The sequence below is a fragment of the Spirochaetia bacterium 38H-sp genome, assembly GCA_039023545.1.
Classification (GTDB): domain Bacteria; phylum Spirochaetota; class Spirochaetia; order Winmispirales; family Winmispiraceae; genus Rarispira; species Rarispira pelagica.
Map to the genome: position 1 here is coordinate 56,291 of JBCHKQ010000002.1, position 16,393 is coordinate 72,683.

At 32.1% G+C, this 16,393-nt stretch carries 13 protein-coding genes and 1 other RNA gene; 5 read left to right on the forward strand and 9 right to left on the reverse strand.

Translation table 11 applies throughout. The features are described 5' to 3' along the window. Positions 1 to 6 precede the first annotated feature (6 nt). The 5 genes from WKV44_04150 to mazG are packed head-to-tail and all read left to right on the forward strand — an operon-like array spanning position 7 to position 6,140. Positions 7 to 1,518, forward strand: a complete 1,512-nt coding sequence (locus tag WKV44_04150; GenBank protein ID MEM5947731.1) for a sigma 54-interacting transcriptional regulator — start codon at positions 7 to 9, stop codon at positions 1,516 to 1,518. Positions 1,519 to 1,536: 18 nt separating this feature from the next. Beyond that, a complete protein-coding gene (locus WKV44_04155) occupies positions 1,537 to 2,208 on the forward strand; it encodes a tetratricopeptide repeat protein (GenBank protein MEM5947732.1) in 672 nt (223 codons plus the stop codon). Positions 2,209 to 2,237: 29 nt separating this feature from the next. Further along, positions 2,238 to 4,613 (forward strand): adenylate/guanylate cyclase domain-containing protein, encoded by a 2,376-nt coding sequence (locus tag WKV44_04160; GenBank protein MEM5947733.1) that lies wholly within the window; start codon positions 2,238 to 2,240, stop codon positions 4,611 to 4,613. Then, positions 4,606 to 5,298 (forward strand): hypothetical protein, encoded by a 693-nt coding sequence (locus WKV44_04165; protein MEM5947734.1) that lies wholly within the window; start codon positions 4,606 to 4,608, stop codon positions 5,296 to 5,298. Before WKV44_04160 ends, WKV44_04165 begins: the two co-directional genes overlap by 8 nt. Positions 5,299 to 5,342: 44 nt before the next feature. Beyond that, the gene (mazG, locus tag WKV44_04170; GenBank protein ID MEM5947735.1) at positions 5,343 to 6,140 is read left to right on the forward strand and encodes a nucleoside triphosphate pyrophosphohydrolase; all 798 of its coding nucleotides are present in this window, start codon (positions 5,343 to 5,345) and stop codon (positions 6,138 to 6,140) included. On the opposite strand, the gene WKV44_04175 is transcribed toward mazG, so the two are convergent. The 9 genes from WKV44_04175 to WKV44_04215 all read right to left on the reverse strand — a co-directional run bounded on the left by WKV44_04175 (position 6,088) and on the right by WKV44_04215 (position 16,383). Further along, the gene (locus WKV44_04175; protein ID MEM5947736.1) at positions 6,088 to 8,520 is read right to left on the reverse strand and encodes a TIGR03936 family radical SAM-associated protein; all 2,433 of its coding nucleotides are present in this window, start codon (positions 8,518 to 8,520) and stop codon (positions 6,088 to 6,090) included. The genes mazG and WKV44_04175 overlap by 53 nt on opposite strands. A gap of 8 nt (positions 8,521 to 8,528) precedes the next feature. Further along, positions 8,529 to 9,851, reverse strand: coding sequence for a rod shape-determining protein RodA (gene rodA, locus WKV44_04180; protein MEM5947737.1), 1,323 nt, complete (start codon positions 9,849 to 9,851; stop codon positions 8,529 to 8,531). 12 nt (positions 9,852 to 9,863) lie between these two features. After that, entirely contained in the window at positions 9,864 to 11,711 is a 1,848-nt protein-coding gene (gene mrdA, locus WKV44_04185; GenBank protein MEM5947738.1) for a penicillin-binding protein 2, read from the reverse strand. Continuing rightward, a complete protein-coding gene (locus tag WKV44_04190) occupies positions 11,702 to 12,202 on the reverse strand; it encodes a hypothetical protein (GenBank protein MEM5947739.1) in 501 nt (166 codons plus the stop codon). The genes mrdA and WKV44_04190 overlap by 10 nt, the downstream gene beginning before the upstream one ends. After that, a complete protein-coding gene (gene mreC, locus WKV44_04195) occupies positions 12,186 to 12,833 on the reverse strand; it encodes a rod shape-determining protein MreC (protein MEM5947740.1) in 648 nt (215 codons plus the stop codon). Before mreC ends, WKV44_04190 begins: the two co-directional genes overlap by 17 nt. A 215-nt stretch (positions 12,834 to 13,048) precedes the next feature. Further along, the gene (locus tag WKV44_04200) at positions 13,049 to 14,089 is read right to left on the reverse strand and encodes a rod shape-determining protein (protein ID MEM5947741.1); all 1,041 of its coding nucleotides are present in this window, start codon (positions 14,087 to 14,089) and stop codon (positions 13,049 to 13,051) included. Then, a complete protein-coding gene (locus tag WKV44_04205; protein MEM5947742.1) occupies positions 14,089 to 14,910 on the reverse strand; it encodes a tetratricopeptide repeat protein in 822 nt (273 codons plus the stop codon). Before WKV44_04205 ends, WKV44_04200 begins: the two co-directional genes overlap by 1 nt. 153 nt (positions 14,911 to 15,063) lie before the next feature. Continuing rightward, an RNA gene (rnpB, locus tag WKV44_04210) (RNase P RNA component class A) lies at positions 15,064 to 15,383 on the reverse strand. A gap of 7 nt (positions 15,384 to 15,390) precedes the next feature. Next, on the reverse strand, positions 15,391 to 16,383 hold the full coding sequence (locus WKV44_04215; GenBank protein ID MEM5947743.1) for a C4-type zinc ribbon domain-containing protein: 993 nt from the start codon (positions 16,381 to 16,383) through the stop codon (positions 15,391 to 15,393). Between the last annotated feature and the right edge of the window lie 10 nt (positions 16,384 to 16,393).

A 16,393-nucleotide genomic window follows, 5' to 3' on the forward strand; every position in this document is an offset into this window, starting at 1 on the left:
AATGATATGATTTTTTCCTCGGATACTGTTGATAAAAAAAGATTGGAAAAACTCATAGAGATCAATCTTAGAATTAATTCCAAATATTCGGACAGCAAGGATCTCCTGGAGGAGATTCTTGCTTCTTCTATGGAACTTACAGAAGGAGAATCTTCTTCTCTTCTTCTTTTAAACAAAGAACTAAACAGACTGTATTTTGAAATCGCTCTTGGAGTAAAAGGCTCAGAAGTAAAGCGTTTTTCATTAAAACCTGGTGAGGGAATTGCGGGATGGGTTGCAAAACACAATAAATCTCTCATTGTCAATGATGTGGAAGATGATCCCAGACACTTTCCAGAGATAGATAAAGAAACAGGTTATAGAACAAAATCTATACTTGCCGTACCCATGAGGGTGAGAGAAGAATGTGTAGGAGTTATAGAAGTACTCAATAAAAAAGGCGGTAGACCTTTTGATCAATCAGACCTGGAATGGCTGGAGGTTTTTGCTAATCAGGCAGGAATAGCTATACAAAATGCAAAATATCTCCAAAAAATACATGATGAGATAAACCATCTACAAAATCAGATAACAACAGCTCAAGGCTATCATACACTTATCTATAAAAGTAAAGCAATAGAAGAAAAACTTCAACTTGTAAATAAAATAGCAGCAACGGATTCTTCAGTACTGATACTGGGGGAAAGCGGAGTAGGAAAAGAACTCTTTGCAGAGCAAGTACATTTAAATAGTAAAAGGAAGCAGGGCCCATTTGTGCGTGTCAACTGTGCAGCCCTGCCGGAAACCTTGTTGGAGAGTGAACTTTTCGGTCATGTGAGAGGTGCTTTTACTGATGCTGTCAACGATAGAAAGGGTAGGTTCGAACTTGCTCATGGCGGAACAATCTTCCTTGACGAAATAGGAGAACTTCCACTTACCATACAAGCTAAATTACTGAGAGTCTTACAATATAAAACATTTGAGAAAGTAGGCTCAAGCGAACCAATTCAGGTTGATGTGAGAATAATAGCAGCAACTAATAGAGATATAGAGAAAGCAGTAGAAGAAGGTACTTTTAGACAGGATTTGTATTACAGACTCAATGTCCTGCCGCTATACATTCCGCCTCTAAGAGAAAGAGTAGAAGATATCCCGATATTATCGGAATTCTTTATAAAAAAATATGCCAGAGAAATGAATAAAAATATAAGCGGTTTCACTCCCGATGCTCTTGACTCTCTTTTGAGATACACATGGCCGGGAAATGTAAGAGAGTTGGAAAATGTAATAGAAAGATCTGTTGTGATAAGTCAAGGAGATTACATAGAAGCAAAAGACCTTATGCTTTCATCAACAGCAGAAATAACAGATATATACGAGCAAAAAAGTCTTAAAGACGCAATAAATATATTCAAAAAGAATTTCATACAAAATGCATTGAGAAATAATAAAGGAAACCAGACACTAACAGCAAAAAAATTGGGAATACAAAGAACATATCTTGCAAAACTTATAAAAGAATTAAATATTAATTTATAATTTATTTAAGGAGTTATTATGCAACCTCAGGAAAAAACACCTGCTGCTAATGGAAAAATTATCTCATTTATTTTAAAAAACAGATGGATAATTACAGCTGTTGCTGTTGCTGTAATTGTTGTGTTCACAGGAGTTATGGGATACCTTTCTGTGATAGATACAAAAAACAAAAAAGCTGCCATAGAGCTGGAGAACCTGACAGAAAAGTTAGGTGAATGGATTTCAGAAACAGATCAAACTAAAAAAGAGGCAATAGAAAAAATATTAACCGAAAGATTGCAGAAAATTGCTTTAGATTACAAAAATACATTTGCATCACAGAGAGCATACTATATACTTGGCGAACTGTTCTACCAAAAAGAAAATTGGGAAAAAGCAGCAGAATACTACAAAAAAGTCGCCTCTGCCAATAAAAACTATCTTTCTTTCGTTTCTTTAAGCAATCTGGCTGTATGTATGGAAAATAATGGTAAACTAGAAGATGCAATAAAGACCTATAAAGATATAATAGCATCAGGTTTAAAACCTCTTATTCCTCGAGCAAAGTTTAATCTGGCAAGATTACTGGAAACTACAGGTAAAAAGGAAGATGCAATAAAGGAATACAGCAGCCTTAGTGAGGACTATCCAAACAGCATGTGGACAAATATCGCAAAACAACGACTTCTACTACTTGAGATAAGTAATTAAACCTCTGATAATATTAGGAGGAGGCAAAAATGTCAGTAAAAAAGAAAAAAATATTTGAGCCTAAAATTTTCGGCTTGATGATTGGTCTATTTATTTTTTTTGTTTTCCTCCTCCTAAAACTCTACACATCTATCCCGCAAAGATTAGAACTAAAAGTTTTTGATACCTTTTTGATGTTAAAACCGGAAGCAACAAGAGAAATAAAGACAGCAGAGGGAAGAACTCAAATTATAAGAACTCACAAAATTTCTGATGACATTCTGATTCTAGGAATTGATTTTAAGACTCTTAGCAACATAGGTAAATGGCCTTTCGATAGAGCTGTACATGCAAATCTTATAAACGGTTTTACAAGAGTCACAGATATCTCTCAGCGAGAAAATTCTATTTTGTTAGATATATTTTTCGTAGAACCACAGAAAGATGCATATAACGATGCTTTGCTGGTAAAAAGCATACAAGATAACAATAGAGTTTTTCTAGAAACCGTGCTGGAACTCGGAGAACCCCCTCTTAAATTCAAAGAAGAACTATATAAAAGGCAAAAAACTCTAGTTGATACATATGGAGAAATAAAAAACATAAAAGGAAACTGGGAAGCTGTAATGCCTTTCTATGGCATGCAACCTCCGCTTGTACCATACGGAAAAGCAGTAAAGGGATATGGGCATGCCAATTATATAGCAGATGAAGACAAAATATTCAGACGACAACCATTAATAGCAAAATTAAGTACTTTAATCGATGTAATACCAGTAGAATCCTTAACACCAGATTACAAATTGAATAGAAATTATTTTGAGAGATTAGCATGGGTGGATAAAGAAGGTTTTGAACATTCCGTAAAATATCCTCTAACAAATCAAAGTATAATAGAGCTGAAAAATACGTTAAAGAAAATGGCACCCCCTGTAGAAGAGGATACTGATTCAGACGGTGTTATAGATAAAACTTATTATATTGTAAAAAAATACAGAGATGAATTTATTCCTGCAATTACACTGTCATTAGCTCTTCAATATATGAATAAAAGTCTTGATGATGTTGAAGTTGTTTTAGGAAAATATATAAAAATAAAAAATCCGCAGAAATTCAATAGCAGCACTGGAAAATGGGAAACTTATAAAATAGTAAAACAACCAGCACAATATAAAGATGGGGAAATAATAAAACAGACCGAATATCAAGAACTCGATGAGTTAAAAATCCCCATAGACGAACAAGGAAAAATGTTGATAAATTTCATGGGTCCAGGTTCTGATCCAACAGGATACCAAACTTTTCCCGTTAAATCATATTATGCATATGCAACTAACATTCCTCCAAGTAACCAGGATAAATGGCGACCATCAAGAGGAGTTGCTAATAAAATAATATTGGTAGGAGCCTTTGCAAAAGGAATGGCAGCAGATGAAAAGCCAACTCCTTTTGGCCTTATGTACGGTGTAGAAGTCCATGCCAATGCATTAAACACCATTTTGATGAATAACTTTATAACTCCGTTGGAAGACTATTACAATATAGCAATTCTTCTTCTGTTCATACTCCTAATCTGCTTTTATTCTTCCAGAATGTCCACGCCAGTAGCATTTATTTTAACTCTTTTTATCTCTCTTGGATTCTTTTTCATTTCTAATTTTATAGTTTTTGATATCTACAATACTACTATGGATGTAGCATTTCCAATAGTTGCCGGATTATTTTCTTTTGTTTCAATCGTTGTATACAGAGTTATGACAGAAGAAAAAGATAAAAGACTAATAAGAGAAACTTTCGGCAAATATGTTAATCCAAGTGTTGTTGATCAAATTTTGTCAAATCCGCCAGAATTGGGTGGAGTAGACAAAGAGCTAACAGTCCTGTTTTCTGATATAAGAGGCTTCACAACACTATCGGAGACAATGACTCCTCAGGAATTAGTAAACCATCTCAATGTGTATCTGACAGAAATGACTAATATCATTTTCGAGTTGGATGGCACACTTGATAAATATGTTGGTGACGAAATAATGTGTTTTTGGGGAGCTCCCATATCACAAGAGGATCATGCTTTAAGAGCTTGTAAGTGTGCTATAAGACAGATGGATGCTCTAAGAAAATTAAATGAAAGCTGGCCACCCGAAAAAAGATTGAATATTGGAATAGGTATAAACTCAGGCATAATGACGGTTGGCAATATGGGGTCCCCAGGTAGGATGAACTATACCTTAATGGGTGATAATGTCAACTTGGGAGCACGCCTGGAAGGAACCAATAAGATGTACATGACAAACATTATAATCAGCGAATATACTTATGCACTTGTAAAAGAACACGTGATTGTGAGAGAGCTTGATAATATACGTGTAAAAGGCAAAAACAAACCTGTACTCATTTATGAGTTGATTGACATAGTAGATGAATAACTTTTACAAAAATATTAAATATATATTTATAATATTAAATATATCAATTCTATTCTCATGTGGACTTGAGCAGGGATATATATTGTACAGCATTGATCCAACGACAATAGAGCCGTTATCCATCCAGAGCGGAAAAACAGGTTTTTCGTATTCCGGAGAAAATTCAAGCATTGTAGCATTCACTGGTTTTGAATTATATTATAAATTTTTTGCAGCAGATTCAGAATATAGTAGTAGAGATACATTTATGACAAATGAAACATATTTGACGACAAAAACAACAATAGAAAGTGAAATATCAAATACCCAATCGGTTTTATCCCAGTATGGCTTTAGGAGAGTGATAAGAACAGACAAACCATCTTTACCACTTATACCAATATCTAACAAAACAGGAAGTTATGATATAGTCGTAGATATCATAACAGATGCAACAGAAGGAAAAATATTTGTTTCCGGAGATGAAAATTATGATTTTATTATAAGAAGGAATGTACAAGTTAATGGTGAATACTTATCATTTATGAATCTAACAATAGGACAAGATGATTTTACTCAATCCGGAAGCTATTATTATTTATGCTTTGTTGTCATGTCCTACGGAGTAGACGAACAACTCAACAGTATCTACAGTAGTGCAGTGTTTTTAAAACCAATAAATGTTACGAGTTATATAATACCATAAAGTCAGCTTCTGATAATATATATTCTGTCTAATTAGGAGATATTATGAACAACTCCCCAATAGAGGAACTCAAATCTATAATAGAAACACTAAGAGGTCCTAACGGATGTCCTTGGGATAAAAAACAGACCCCTATGACAATGCTTGACGCATTATGGGAAGAGGTCGCAGAATTAAACATTGCTATAGTAAATAGTGATATTGAAAATATCGAAGAAGAAATTGGAGATGTTATTCTGGTATTATTCATGATCATTCAAATATATAAAGAACAATCTCAGTTGGATTACGAAAACATATTTATCAAATTAAACAATAAGTTGATAAGAAGACATCCGCATGTTTTTGGTAAAGAAAAAGCATCAACAGCAGAAGAAGCTTTAACACACTGGAACAAAGAAAAAAGAAAGGAAAAAAAAGCAATTACCAACAACTTATTAGATTTTCTTAATAATGATTTTGAAAACAGTTTTAAATCCCCCTACATCTTAACATATGTATTACAGGAAAAATTATCACAGATTGGATTTGATTGGGAAGATTCCATAGGCCCTCTTAATAAAATAAAAGAAGAAATATTGGAAATTGAACACGAATTCAATAAAGATAATAAAAACAAAGAAAACTTATCTACGGAAATAGGAGATCTAATATTCTCTGTAATTAACTTCTCCAGAAAGGAAAAAATCTCTCCTGAAAAATCCTTACTAATGACACTAAAGAAGATAAAAAAAAGATTTATAAAAATGCACCAACTAAATCCAGACTTTGAAAATTTGGATTTAAAATCTATGGATACTCTATGGAATATTTCAAAGAATGCAGAAACTGATGACTGTTAAGAGTATAATTACCTATTTTCAGTATACTTTCTTCTTTTGTTATATGTACAGGAAATTCCGAAGTTATCTCAATAAGTTTTTTTATTGTTAGTGGTTTTTTTTCTGGAACCAAACTTATTACTAGAGTATCTTTTTTTATTGCAATCTTGTCTCCAAAAATACTATCTTTGAGCTTATCTAGAATTTCCTTCATATTCTCAGAGTATATCCTGTACTTGTTTCCAATATGCAAAGAGGATATAGAGCTTGGTTTTTTATTGCCTTTTTTATAAGTAAACAATTTAACTTCTTTTATGGATATTCCTTCTGGAAAAAATTGATTTAGATATCTTGTTTTTAGCATCACATCAAGCACTCCCCACTTGGATGTCAGAATCTCAAACTTAATCATTTCATCCAGAGATTCGACACCTATAGGTGTTGGGTTCAAAAATTCCATAATTGGATGAGGAGAAAAACCATTGCTATGTTTTAGTTTAAACCCTGCTCTGGTGAGAGATTTTTGGAAGACATCTACTAGGTTCCTTTGAGAAATAAATTGAGCTGTTTTTTCTTTAAAAAATCTCATATAAACAATAGCAGTTGTATCGTAACTGACAAAGTGTTTAAAAATTAAAGGTTTAAGTAATTGACCATTAGAATTATTTTTTATTCTTATTTTAGAATTACATATTCCACATGGATGACTACAAGTATCAACACATATATCTGTATATTGTTTTTCATTTGACAATAGGTATTCTTTCTTAAGATAATTCTTTGATAATCCTATATTAATATTGTCCCAAGGCAATTCAGTTTCTAGTTCTTTTTTTGAAACTATGTAGTTTACATAATCATTATATTCTTTGTTAAAAAGATTTAACCATATATCTTCCTTTAAATAATCATCCCATGCATCAAATCTGGCTCCCCTACTCCATGCTTTATAGCATATTTCACCTGAAACGTGAGTTCCTCTGGAAATAATACCTTCTATCAGAGATTGAAGAGGATTATGATAGCTAATCTTTATTCTCTTGTTATATATAAATGCATCTAAAATTTCCTTTATTCTCAAACTCGCTTCTTCTGGAGATAACTGCCCTGCCCATTGAAATGGCGTATGTGGCTTTGGCACAAATGTTCCCAAGCTAATACTCAGGTTTAATTTTGTTTTTTCATATATATTATTAATAAAATCTATTATGCCTTTTACTTCAGAAGGATCATCCAAATTTCCCGGCAAACCTAGCATAAAATAAAATTTTGCACTTCTCCATCCTCGTTCTTTTGCCAGGTTTAAAATATTGATTATCTTATTTTTATCTATGTTTTTATTTATCTGCACTTGCCCTTTCTCATAAGGAGTTTCAATCGCAAAGGTTAATCCGCTCTTTCTACCAACACTTATCTTGTCCAATAACTCAAGAGAAAATGAATTTATTTTTAATGAAGGAAGAGCAAAAGAAATGTTTTCATCGGCAAATATAGCATTAAGGTTATCCACCAATTCCCCAATTTGAGGATAATCTCCGCTGCTTAAAGAAGCTAAAGTAATATCTCTATATCCATAGTAATTATACAACCAAAAAACTTCTTGATATATATTTACTATACTTTTAATTCTCTGAGGTCTATAAAAGAAGCCCGCATGACAAAATCTACATCCGTTAGGACATCCTCGCATTATTTCAACAGTTCCATTATCCTGTGAAATTTTTATTGATGGAACAGGAAATTTTATTTTGAAAGATTTCTCGCCAAAATTTTTCCATATGGCTCTGTAAGTTTTTTCTTTTTTTCCAGGAAACCAGCAATTAGTAGAATTTTTAAAATGATTTATAATAGAATTTCTCTTACTATATTTCCTTATTTCGAATATATTTATCGATGAAAAAAAACTTTCGCCAAGTTCCTCAAACTCTCCTATAAATGCAAAATCAACAAAATCTGAAAATGGTAATGGATTTGTAACAGCAGGACCACCAATTATAACAACAGGATCTGTTTCTTTTCTATCTGATGTAAAAATAGGTATATTGGAAGATGATAATAATGTAAAAATATTTGTAAAGCAAAGCTCATAACCTATTGATACAGCTAATATATCAAATTTTTTAATAGGCGTCCTCGTTTCAAGAGATAAGAGTTCTTCATTATTCATCTGTAAAGATTGCTCCATATCCGTATCAGGAATAAAGACTCTTTCACAATTTATATGAGGATAAGAATTTAATCGGGTGTACAAATATTTAATAGCAGAATTTGCCATACCAATTTCATACTTATCAGGAAAACACAAGACAATATTTAGATTGTCTCGGGAGAAAGACTTATGGGATATTCCAGCCTCCCCACCCATATATTGTATGGGATTTCTAACATTTGTATATATCATATAACGTCCTATACTATAATACTATATCTATTTTTAGATATATTTAAAACAATACTGATAGCTAATAATGACATCCAAGTTGAGGAGCCCCCATACGATAAAAGGAGAAGCGGAATTCCTGTGATTGGCATTATTCCCATAGTCATTCCCACATTTACTAAAAAATGAAACATAAATATGGTAGCAATACCACTGGCCAACAATTTTCCAAAGACATCAGAACATTGCATTGCGACATATATCATTCTAATAATTAAGTAGGCATATAATAAAAAAATAACAGTACCTCCTAAAAATCCCCATTCTTCTGCAATAATAGAAAAAATAAAATCAGTACTTTGTTGAGGAAGATATCTTAAATGGCTTTGAGTACCATTTAAAAAACCTTTTCCCACAGCACCACCGGAACCAATAGCAGTTAGAGACTGTATAATATTCCATCCTGCCCCCTTAGAATCCACACTAGGATCAATAAAGACAGCTAATCTCATTATTTGATAATCCTTCAAAATTTTTCTTGCAAGGATAGACACACCAAGAGGAAAGAAGAATATTAACATAAAATAGTTAACCCAGTAAAATATTCTAATTTTTGTAAGATAATATGCAATCAATAAAATTATACATATAAACAATGAGGTTAATAAAATAATATTTGTCAGGTCTGATGTAAAAATAAGTATAATTGATTCATCAAAACCCAAAGCTTTTCCTAAAAAGGGGAAAATTATCCATAGGAATAAAGAAAAAAGGAAGAAAATTATAAAAATCACATATTTAAAAGAAGCCCCAGCAACATAAATAACCGTCAAAAATATAGGAATAAAAACAAGTGCAGTTCCCAAATCGGGTTGTAAAAGAATAAGTATAAAAGGAAAAAATATTATTAAAGAGCCTTTAAGTATAGAATTGATATCTTTATAATTTAAATTTCTATTTGCTGTATATGAAGATATCAGAAGAAGAGCTGATATCTTCATAAACTCTGACGGTTGTATTCCTAAAAAAGATATTCCCAACCAGGCCTTAGCTCCACTTACTGTTTTTCCAACAATCAAAGTTATAATAATAAGGAATATATTTGCCCAATAAATATAAACAGATATCTCTTTGTAATATCTATAATTGACAGAAGAAAAAAATAATAGCAAAATAAATCCAACACTGCTCCATAATATTTGCTTAACAAATTCATAGCTAACCAACTTGTTATCAGAATCAACATTACTGGAATATATAAAAAGGATACCTATAACAAGCAATATAATCACTATAAATAAAATGGACCAATCCTGATCTTTCCATATGCTTTGTATATTAATATTAACCATATATACTCCTGACTAGTATAAATACCATGCACCCGTTCTTTTTAACTCATCTATAATGTCATTATACTTAGCTCTAGTAAAAATACCATGGAAAATAATATTTGCAGCCTTAGGTGCCCACCATTCCCAGTTATTACTTGCATCTACCAGTACAACAACAACAACAATATCGTTGGGATTTTTTGTATCATATGGTGCATACGCAGCAAACCATGAGACAAACCTATCTTTAAGTCCGACTTCTCCTGTTCCTGTTTTTCCCGCAACAGCTACTTTATTTGTGGTAATAACGGATTTAGCAGTTCCTTCTGTAATAACTGCACGCATCAGTTCTTTTAATTTTATAAATATTTCCTCGTTAATGTTTACAGCAGTAAGTATCTCCGGTTTATGAGATTCAATTGTATACCCACTTACAGGATCTTTAATTTCCTTTACAATATGAGGAGTAATTATATATCCATTATTAACTATCATAGCAATCATATCAGCCATTTGAATTGGAGTAACTGCTAAGAATCCCTGACCAATAGACATATTTACGGTATCACCACCGAGCCAAGGATAATTAAATCTATCTTTTTTCCATTTTGGATTTGGAACAATACCTGCCACCTCTCCGGGAAGATCTATGTTTGTTTTGTTTCCAAAGCCAAACATATTGGCATATTGTGATATTTTCTCAACACCAAGTTTCTCAGCTCCAAGCTTATAGAAATATACATCACAGGATTGAGCCACGGCTTTTCTTAAGTTTACAACTCCGTGACCTGTTTTTACCCAACAGTTAAAAGCCCTATCACCATAAATATAAGAGCCAGAACAAAAAACAGTCTCTTCTTCCGTTATATCTTTTTCTGCCAATGCAGCAGTAGACATAACAAGTTTAAATGTTGAAGCAGGAGGGAAAGTTGACTGTATAGCTCTATTGATAAATGGAAAGGAGGGATCCAAGCTTAATTTTTTAAATTCCATTGAACCGGTTTTAGAATTAAAAAATAAATTTGGATCATATGTTGGATATGAATATAATGCTAATAATTCTCCTGTAACAGGTTTTAGAACAACAACAGCACCATTTCGTTCCCCAAGAGCCTTTTGACTGAGCTCTTGAATATAAGGATCTATACTGATAATCAAGTCTTTTCCACTTTCTGGAGCTTTATTAATCTTTTCATCAATTATTTGGCCTCTTGCATCTACAATCCTACGCAATTTACCTGATTTGCCTTTAAGAATTTTTTCATATTGTTTTTCCAAGCCAGTTTTTCCAATAATTTCTCCCGGTGTATATCCTTTATTATAGAGAGTTTTTAGTTCTGTACTTGTTATTTCTCCGACATAGCCAATCAGATGAGAATAAGTGTTACCGTATGGATAAAATCTTATTGGTGTTTTTTGCCAACTGATAGCTGGAAAGTTGGATATGTTTTCAGCTATTCGTGTAATATCCGAAAAGGACAAGTCTTTATCAAGCAGAATAGGCGAAAAAGTGTTTGGATTATATTTTTTAACTTTATCAAGATAAAAGTTATTATCTCTTTTTAAAAGCAATGATAGATTAACAAGCTCTTCTTCCAATTGACCTGCAGGAACATCTCCAGGAGTAATATATAAAGAAAAAGATTCGTAACTTGTAGCAAGTCTGACAGAAAAATTGGTATCAAAAATATCTCCCCTTTTAGGAATTAAAATTATATCACGATTCACATTTTCTTTCGCTTGATTTTGATACCAATTACCTGCAATTATTTGTAAATAAAATAATCTAAAAATATATATAATGAATAATATTATCACAAAAATCATGAGAAGAACCAGACGATGGTTATTTTTTCTACCTAAAACTGTTAAACCCATTTTGAACCATCTATCAACTTTAGCTTTACAAATAAATATCTTATTAAAGGGATTAGTGTTAACGAAAAAAATATATTCAAAATATTCTGAAATAACGGAAAATCCACACTAACACCTACTAGCTCGCCTAACCAGAATAAAACAAAAAAATGTAAAATATATAGAACTATAAATCCTATTGAAAAAGAAACATATGATGTTTCAATAAAATCACTAAACACTTGCAAAAGAATACATTCTGTAAGCCTGATTGTCCCCCAAAAGCCCATAGGTACTATTGAGAGAATATCTTCAACAATCCCCAGGCTAAAGGCAAGCAGTTGAATTTTAAAAAACGAATTTTTATTACTCAATATTATAAAAGCTAATGTTATTAACGTGATATCTGGAATTATATTTGAAAAACTGAAACCAGCAAATACCCTGCGTATTATCACAGATACAAACGCAGCTATTAAAAATTTTATAAAATCTTTATTCTTCTCTCTCATCTTTTTTAACCGATTTTGTTATAATAAATACATCTTCAATTTGGCCAATAGTTGCATAAGGTTCAATATATAATTTCAATGAAGAATCATAATCATTAGCAACTATCTCTTTTACAACCCCTATTTTCAATCCTTCCGGGAAAATTAACGATAAAGAAGAAGAAACAACAATATCACCTATCTTTATGTCATTCTTATAAGCGTATGGGATATAACTCATTGACAAATAGTTATGATTAGAACCCATACCATTTATGAGCCCAATATTGTTACTACCCATTATTTTAGCAGGAATATAAAACTGCTTATTAAATATTGTCATTACTCTAGCTGTATCATCATATACTTCCATTACTTTCCCTAGTATTACCGGCTTTCCTTTTATGACAACAATTACAGGATTATTTTTATGAATATTATTTCTTTCTCCTTTATCGATCAAAAAAGATATATCAGCACTTAAAAGATCATTAGAAATTACAGAGGCATATTCTACTGAAAACTCGATAGACTGCAAGATACCCAAGTTGTTCTTAAGCCGTTTATTTTCTTCTAGTATAACATTATATTTCGTTATCTTCTCTTCATAATTTATTATTTTTTCTTGCATATTATTTACTTTTTCAATCAATTCGTTTTGATTTTCAAAATATAGAGACAAGTTATGAAAAGTTGATTTAGTATATATAAAAATACTCTCCACTTTAGATAATATGGAAACCCCTAATCTTTCTAGAAAATTATCAGGATTGGTTAGAAAAATTATATTTAACAAATATAATAAACTGGAGAATAATACCCTTATCCAAATATCTTTAAAAGACTTAGTTCGATTAAAGTTCATACTTAATAAACTCTATCTGTACCAAATCTGCTTTTTTCCATTTCTTTCTCGTATTCATAGTATAATCCAGCACCGATAGCTACACAGTGTAATGGATTTTCTGCAACAAAAACAGGCACCCCTGTTTCCTTTGAAACCAATTTATCAAAGCCCTTTAGAAGAGCCCCTCCTCCTGTTAAAACAATACCTCTTTCTACTATATCTGCTGCAAGTTCAGGTGGGGTTTCACTCAAGGTTTTCTTTATTTCTTCTATTATTGCTGTTACGGGTTCTTGTAACGCTTCTCTAACCTCAACACTATCTATTTCCAACCTGCGAGGTAGTCCTGTTATAGCATCCGTTCCTTTGATTTCCATCTTTTCTATTTTCCCGTCTGGAACAGCATTGCCAATAGTTTTCTTTAAAAGTTCTGCGGTTTGTTCACCTATAATCAGATTATGAACGCTTCTAATATGTTTAATAATAGATTCATCAAATTCATCACCACCTATTCTTATTGCATTTGTGACAACCATTCCACCAAGAGATATTACTGATATTTCTGAAGTACCTCCGCCAATATCACATATCATATGCCCGGCTGGTTCATAGATAGGAATATTAGCACCTATAGCAGCAGCTAAAGATTCTTCAATAACTTTTACCGATTTTGCACCTGTTTTTTCACCACTTGCCTCTACAGCTTTTTGTTCTACCTCTGTTATACAAGATGGTACACCTATAACCATACGCGGTTTTCTTAACCAACTATTAGAAACAACTTTACTCATAAAATATCTTATCATTTTCTCTGTTGTTTCCAGATCTGCAATAACGCCATCTCTAAGAGGCCTTATTGCTATTATCTTCTCAGGAGTTTTCCATAGCATTTTTTTTGCCTCTTCTCCAACCGCCAACAACCTCTTTGTGCCTCTCTCAACTGCAACAACCGACGGTTCATTAACAACAATCCCCTTACCTCTAACATATATAAGAGTATTGCATGTACCAAGATCAATACCTATATCAGGTGCCAATCCCTTCAAAAAATCTTTAAGTGACATTAAAAACCCCCATCAGTTTCTTTTAATCTACTGATAATATCATGATTATCAGAATCATACTTTAGAGCTTTACGCCATAAGGCTCTAGCTTCTATTTTATTTCCTGAAGCAAAAGCTATTTCTCCCACAAAATAATAAGCTAGTGCATTATGTTTATTATTAGCAATCAAAATATCAAAAATTTTCTTTGCATTATCATATTCTTTGTTCTCATAAAGGATTTCTCCTTTTAGTAGAAGTGCATCCCAATAAATAGCAGCTTCTTTATTATTGTTTGTCAAAACAGTATCTACACTATTAAGAGCTTTGTTAAAGTCACCCATATAAAAATAATTCTTTGATATTGCCAGCTTTATCATATCAGAAGGCAACTTAGAATAGGCCTTCTCTAAAAACAGATTAGAATCTTGATACTTTTTCTTTTTTGAATATAGAAGTCCAAGATACTGTTCTATGTCAGCAGATTCATATTTTTTATTATAAGCATAAAGCAAATATTTTTCCGAAAGATCAAGATATGAATCTCCTTTTAGAAAATAAGCTTTCCCCAGGAGGTAATAAAAATATATCCGCAAGTTGGCATCATTTTCTAAGAAAAGAAATTTTCTAATTCTTAAAACAGCTTTACTAATATAAAGTTGAGAAGTAGAATTATCAGGTACGGAAAAAGCAACTGCCAAATATGATATAGCATTAAAATTTATATACAAGGTATTTAATGGGTCATTTATTAACAATTCTTCTGTTTTATCTATTATCTTCCAATAATCAGAATCATTCCACAATGATTCAAGTTCATTCTTTTCATGTTTATTTATCATCACTAAATTGGAATTAGTATATATAAAAAAAAACAATACTCCCATTAAACAAATAGGTAAGAGCAAATAAACTAATATTCTAGGAAATATTAAAATATTGTTATTCATATTGTGAGAACATTAAATTATAAAACACAAAAAAAGTCAACGAAAAAAGTCAGCAGGTGTATAAGCCGGATTTTGTATTAGACCATCATTTATCTAATGGTGTATAAACTCTATGCGATCCACCCGCAGGTATTGATCGAGCAAACCCCTGCTGCATGATCTTGCTCCAGGTAAGGTTTACCTAGCATCAATAGTTGCCTATTGACCGGTGGGCTCTTACCCCACCTTTTCACCCTTGCTTGAGATCAAGCGGTTTATTTCTGTGGCACTATCTGTCAGGGAAAACCTGCCCAGAAATTATCTGGTACCTTGCTCTACGGAGTCCGGACTTTCCTCCCATCAAGGGCGATGGTCACACCTGCTGACAAAACTTTAGATCTCATCTTCTATATCATCATCTGTTATTTCTTCATCGTCCAAGTCATCTACAAAATCATCATCTACAAAATCATCATCATCTTTAAGTTCTTCATCATCTTCATCATCTTCATCGTCTTCAATATCTTCGGAATCATATATATCATCTTCGGAATCATATATATCAAGTTGTTCTTCTTCAAAAAGCTCATCTTCGAATAAATCATCTTCCTCTACCAAATCAGAAAGTTCACCAAACACATCACTCTCATATACTAAGTTTTCTTTTTCATCCTCAATCTGTTGAAAAAACAATATCCTAGAACAATGGGGGCAAAATACTATCTCATCAGCTCTTCTTATCTTATTTACAAATTCTCTAGGGAGTAAAATATTACAACCAGTACAAACATCTTTTATGACAGGCACTATACCTATACCTTCTTTGCTCTTTATGATTCTAGAAAACTTAAAAACAACATCCGGATCCAAATCAGGAGTTATTTCTTTTTCTTTTAACATTAATTCATTAAGTTTCGCTTGTTTTTCAGCTAGTTTTTCATTTATAAGACTTTCTTCATTCTTTATGTCATCTTCCGCAGATTGTATAACATTTTTTTCTCTCGTTATCGTCTCTTCAAGATCTTTTGCTCTGGCTTCTTCTTTCTGTAGCTCACGCCTTATTTCATTTTCCTTCTCTTTTGCATATGCAATTTCTTTTTCTGCAGCTTCATATTCTCTTTGTGTTTCAAGATGCTCCATTCTTGCTTCTATTCCAACTCTCTTATTTTCTGCTTCCTGCAATTGAATTGTCAATTGTTTTATTTTATTCTTTACATACTCATATTTTTGGTTCTTAGAAATAAAATCTTCTTTTAACCTTTTTAACATATCCTGCTGTGTTGTAAGACTCTGAGGCATTTGTTTTATTTCTTTTTCCAATATGAATCTTTCAGACAAAATGGTCTGAAGTTCTTTTAACTTGTTCAAAACATGGGTATTAAGCATAATTTTCTCC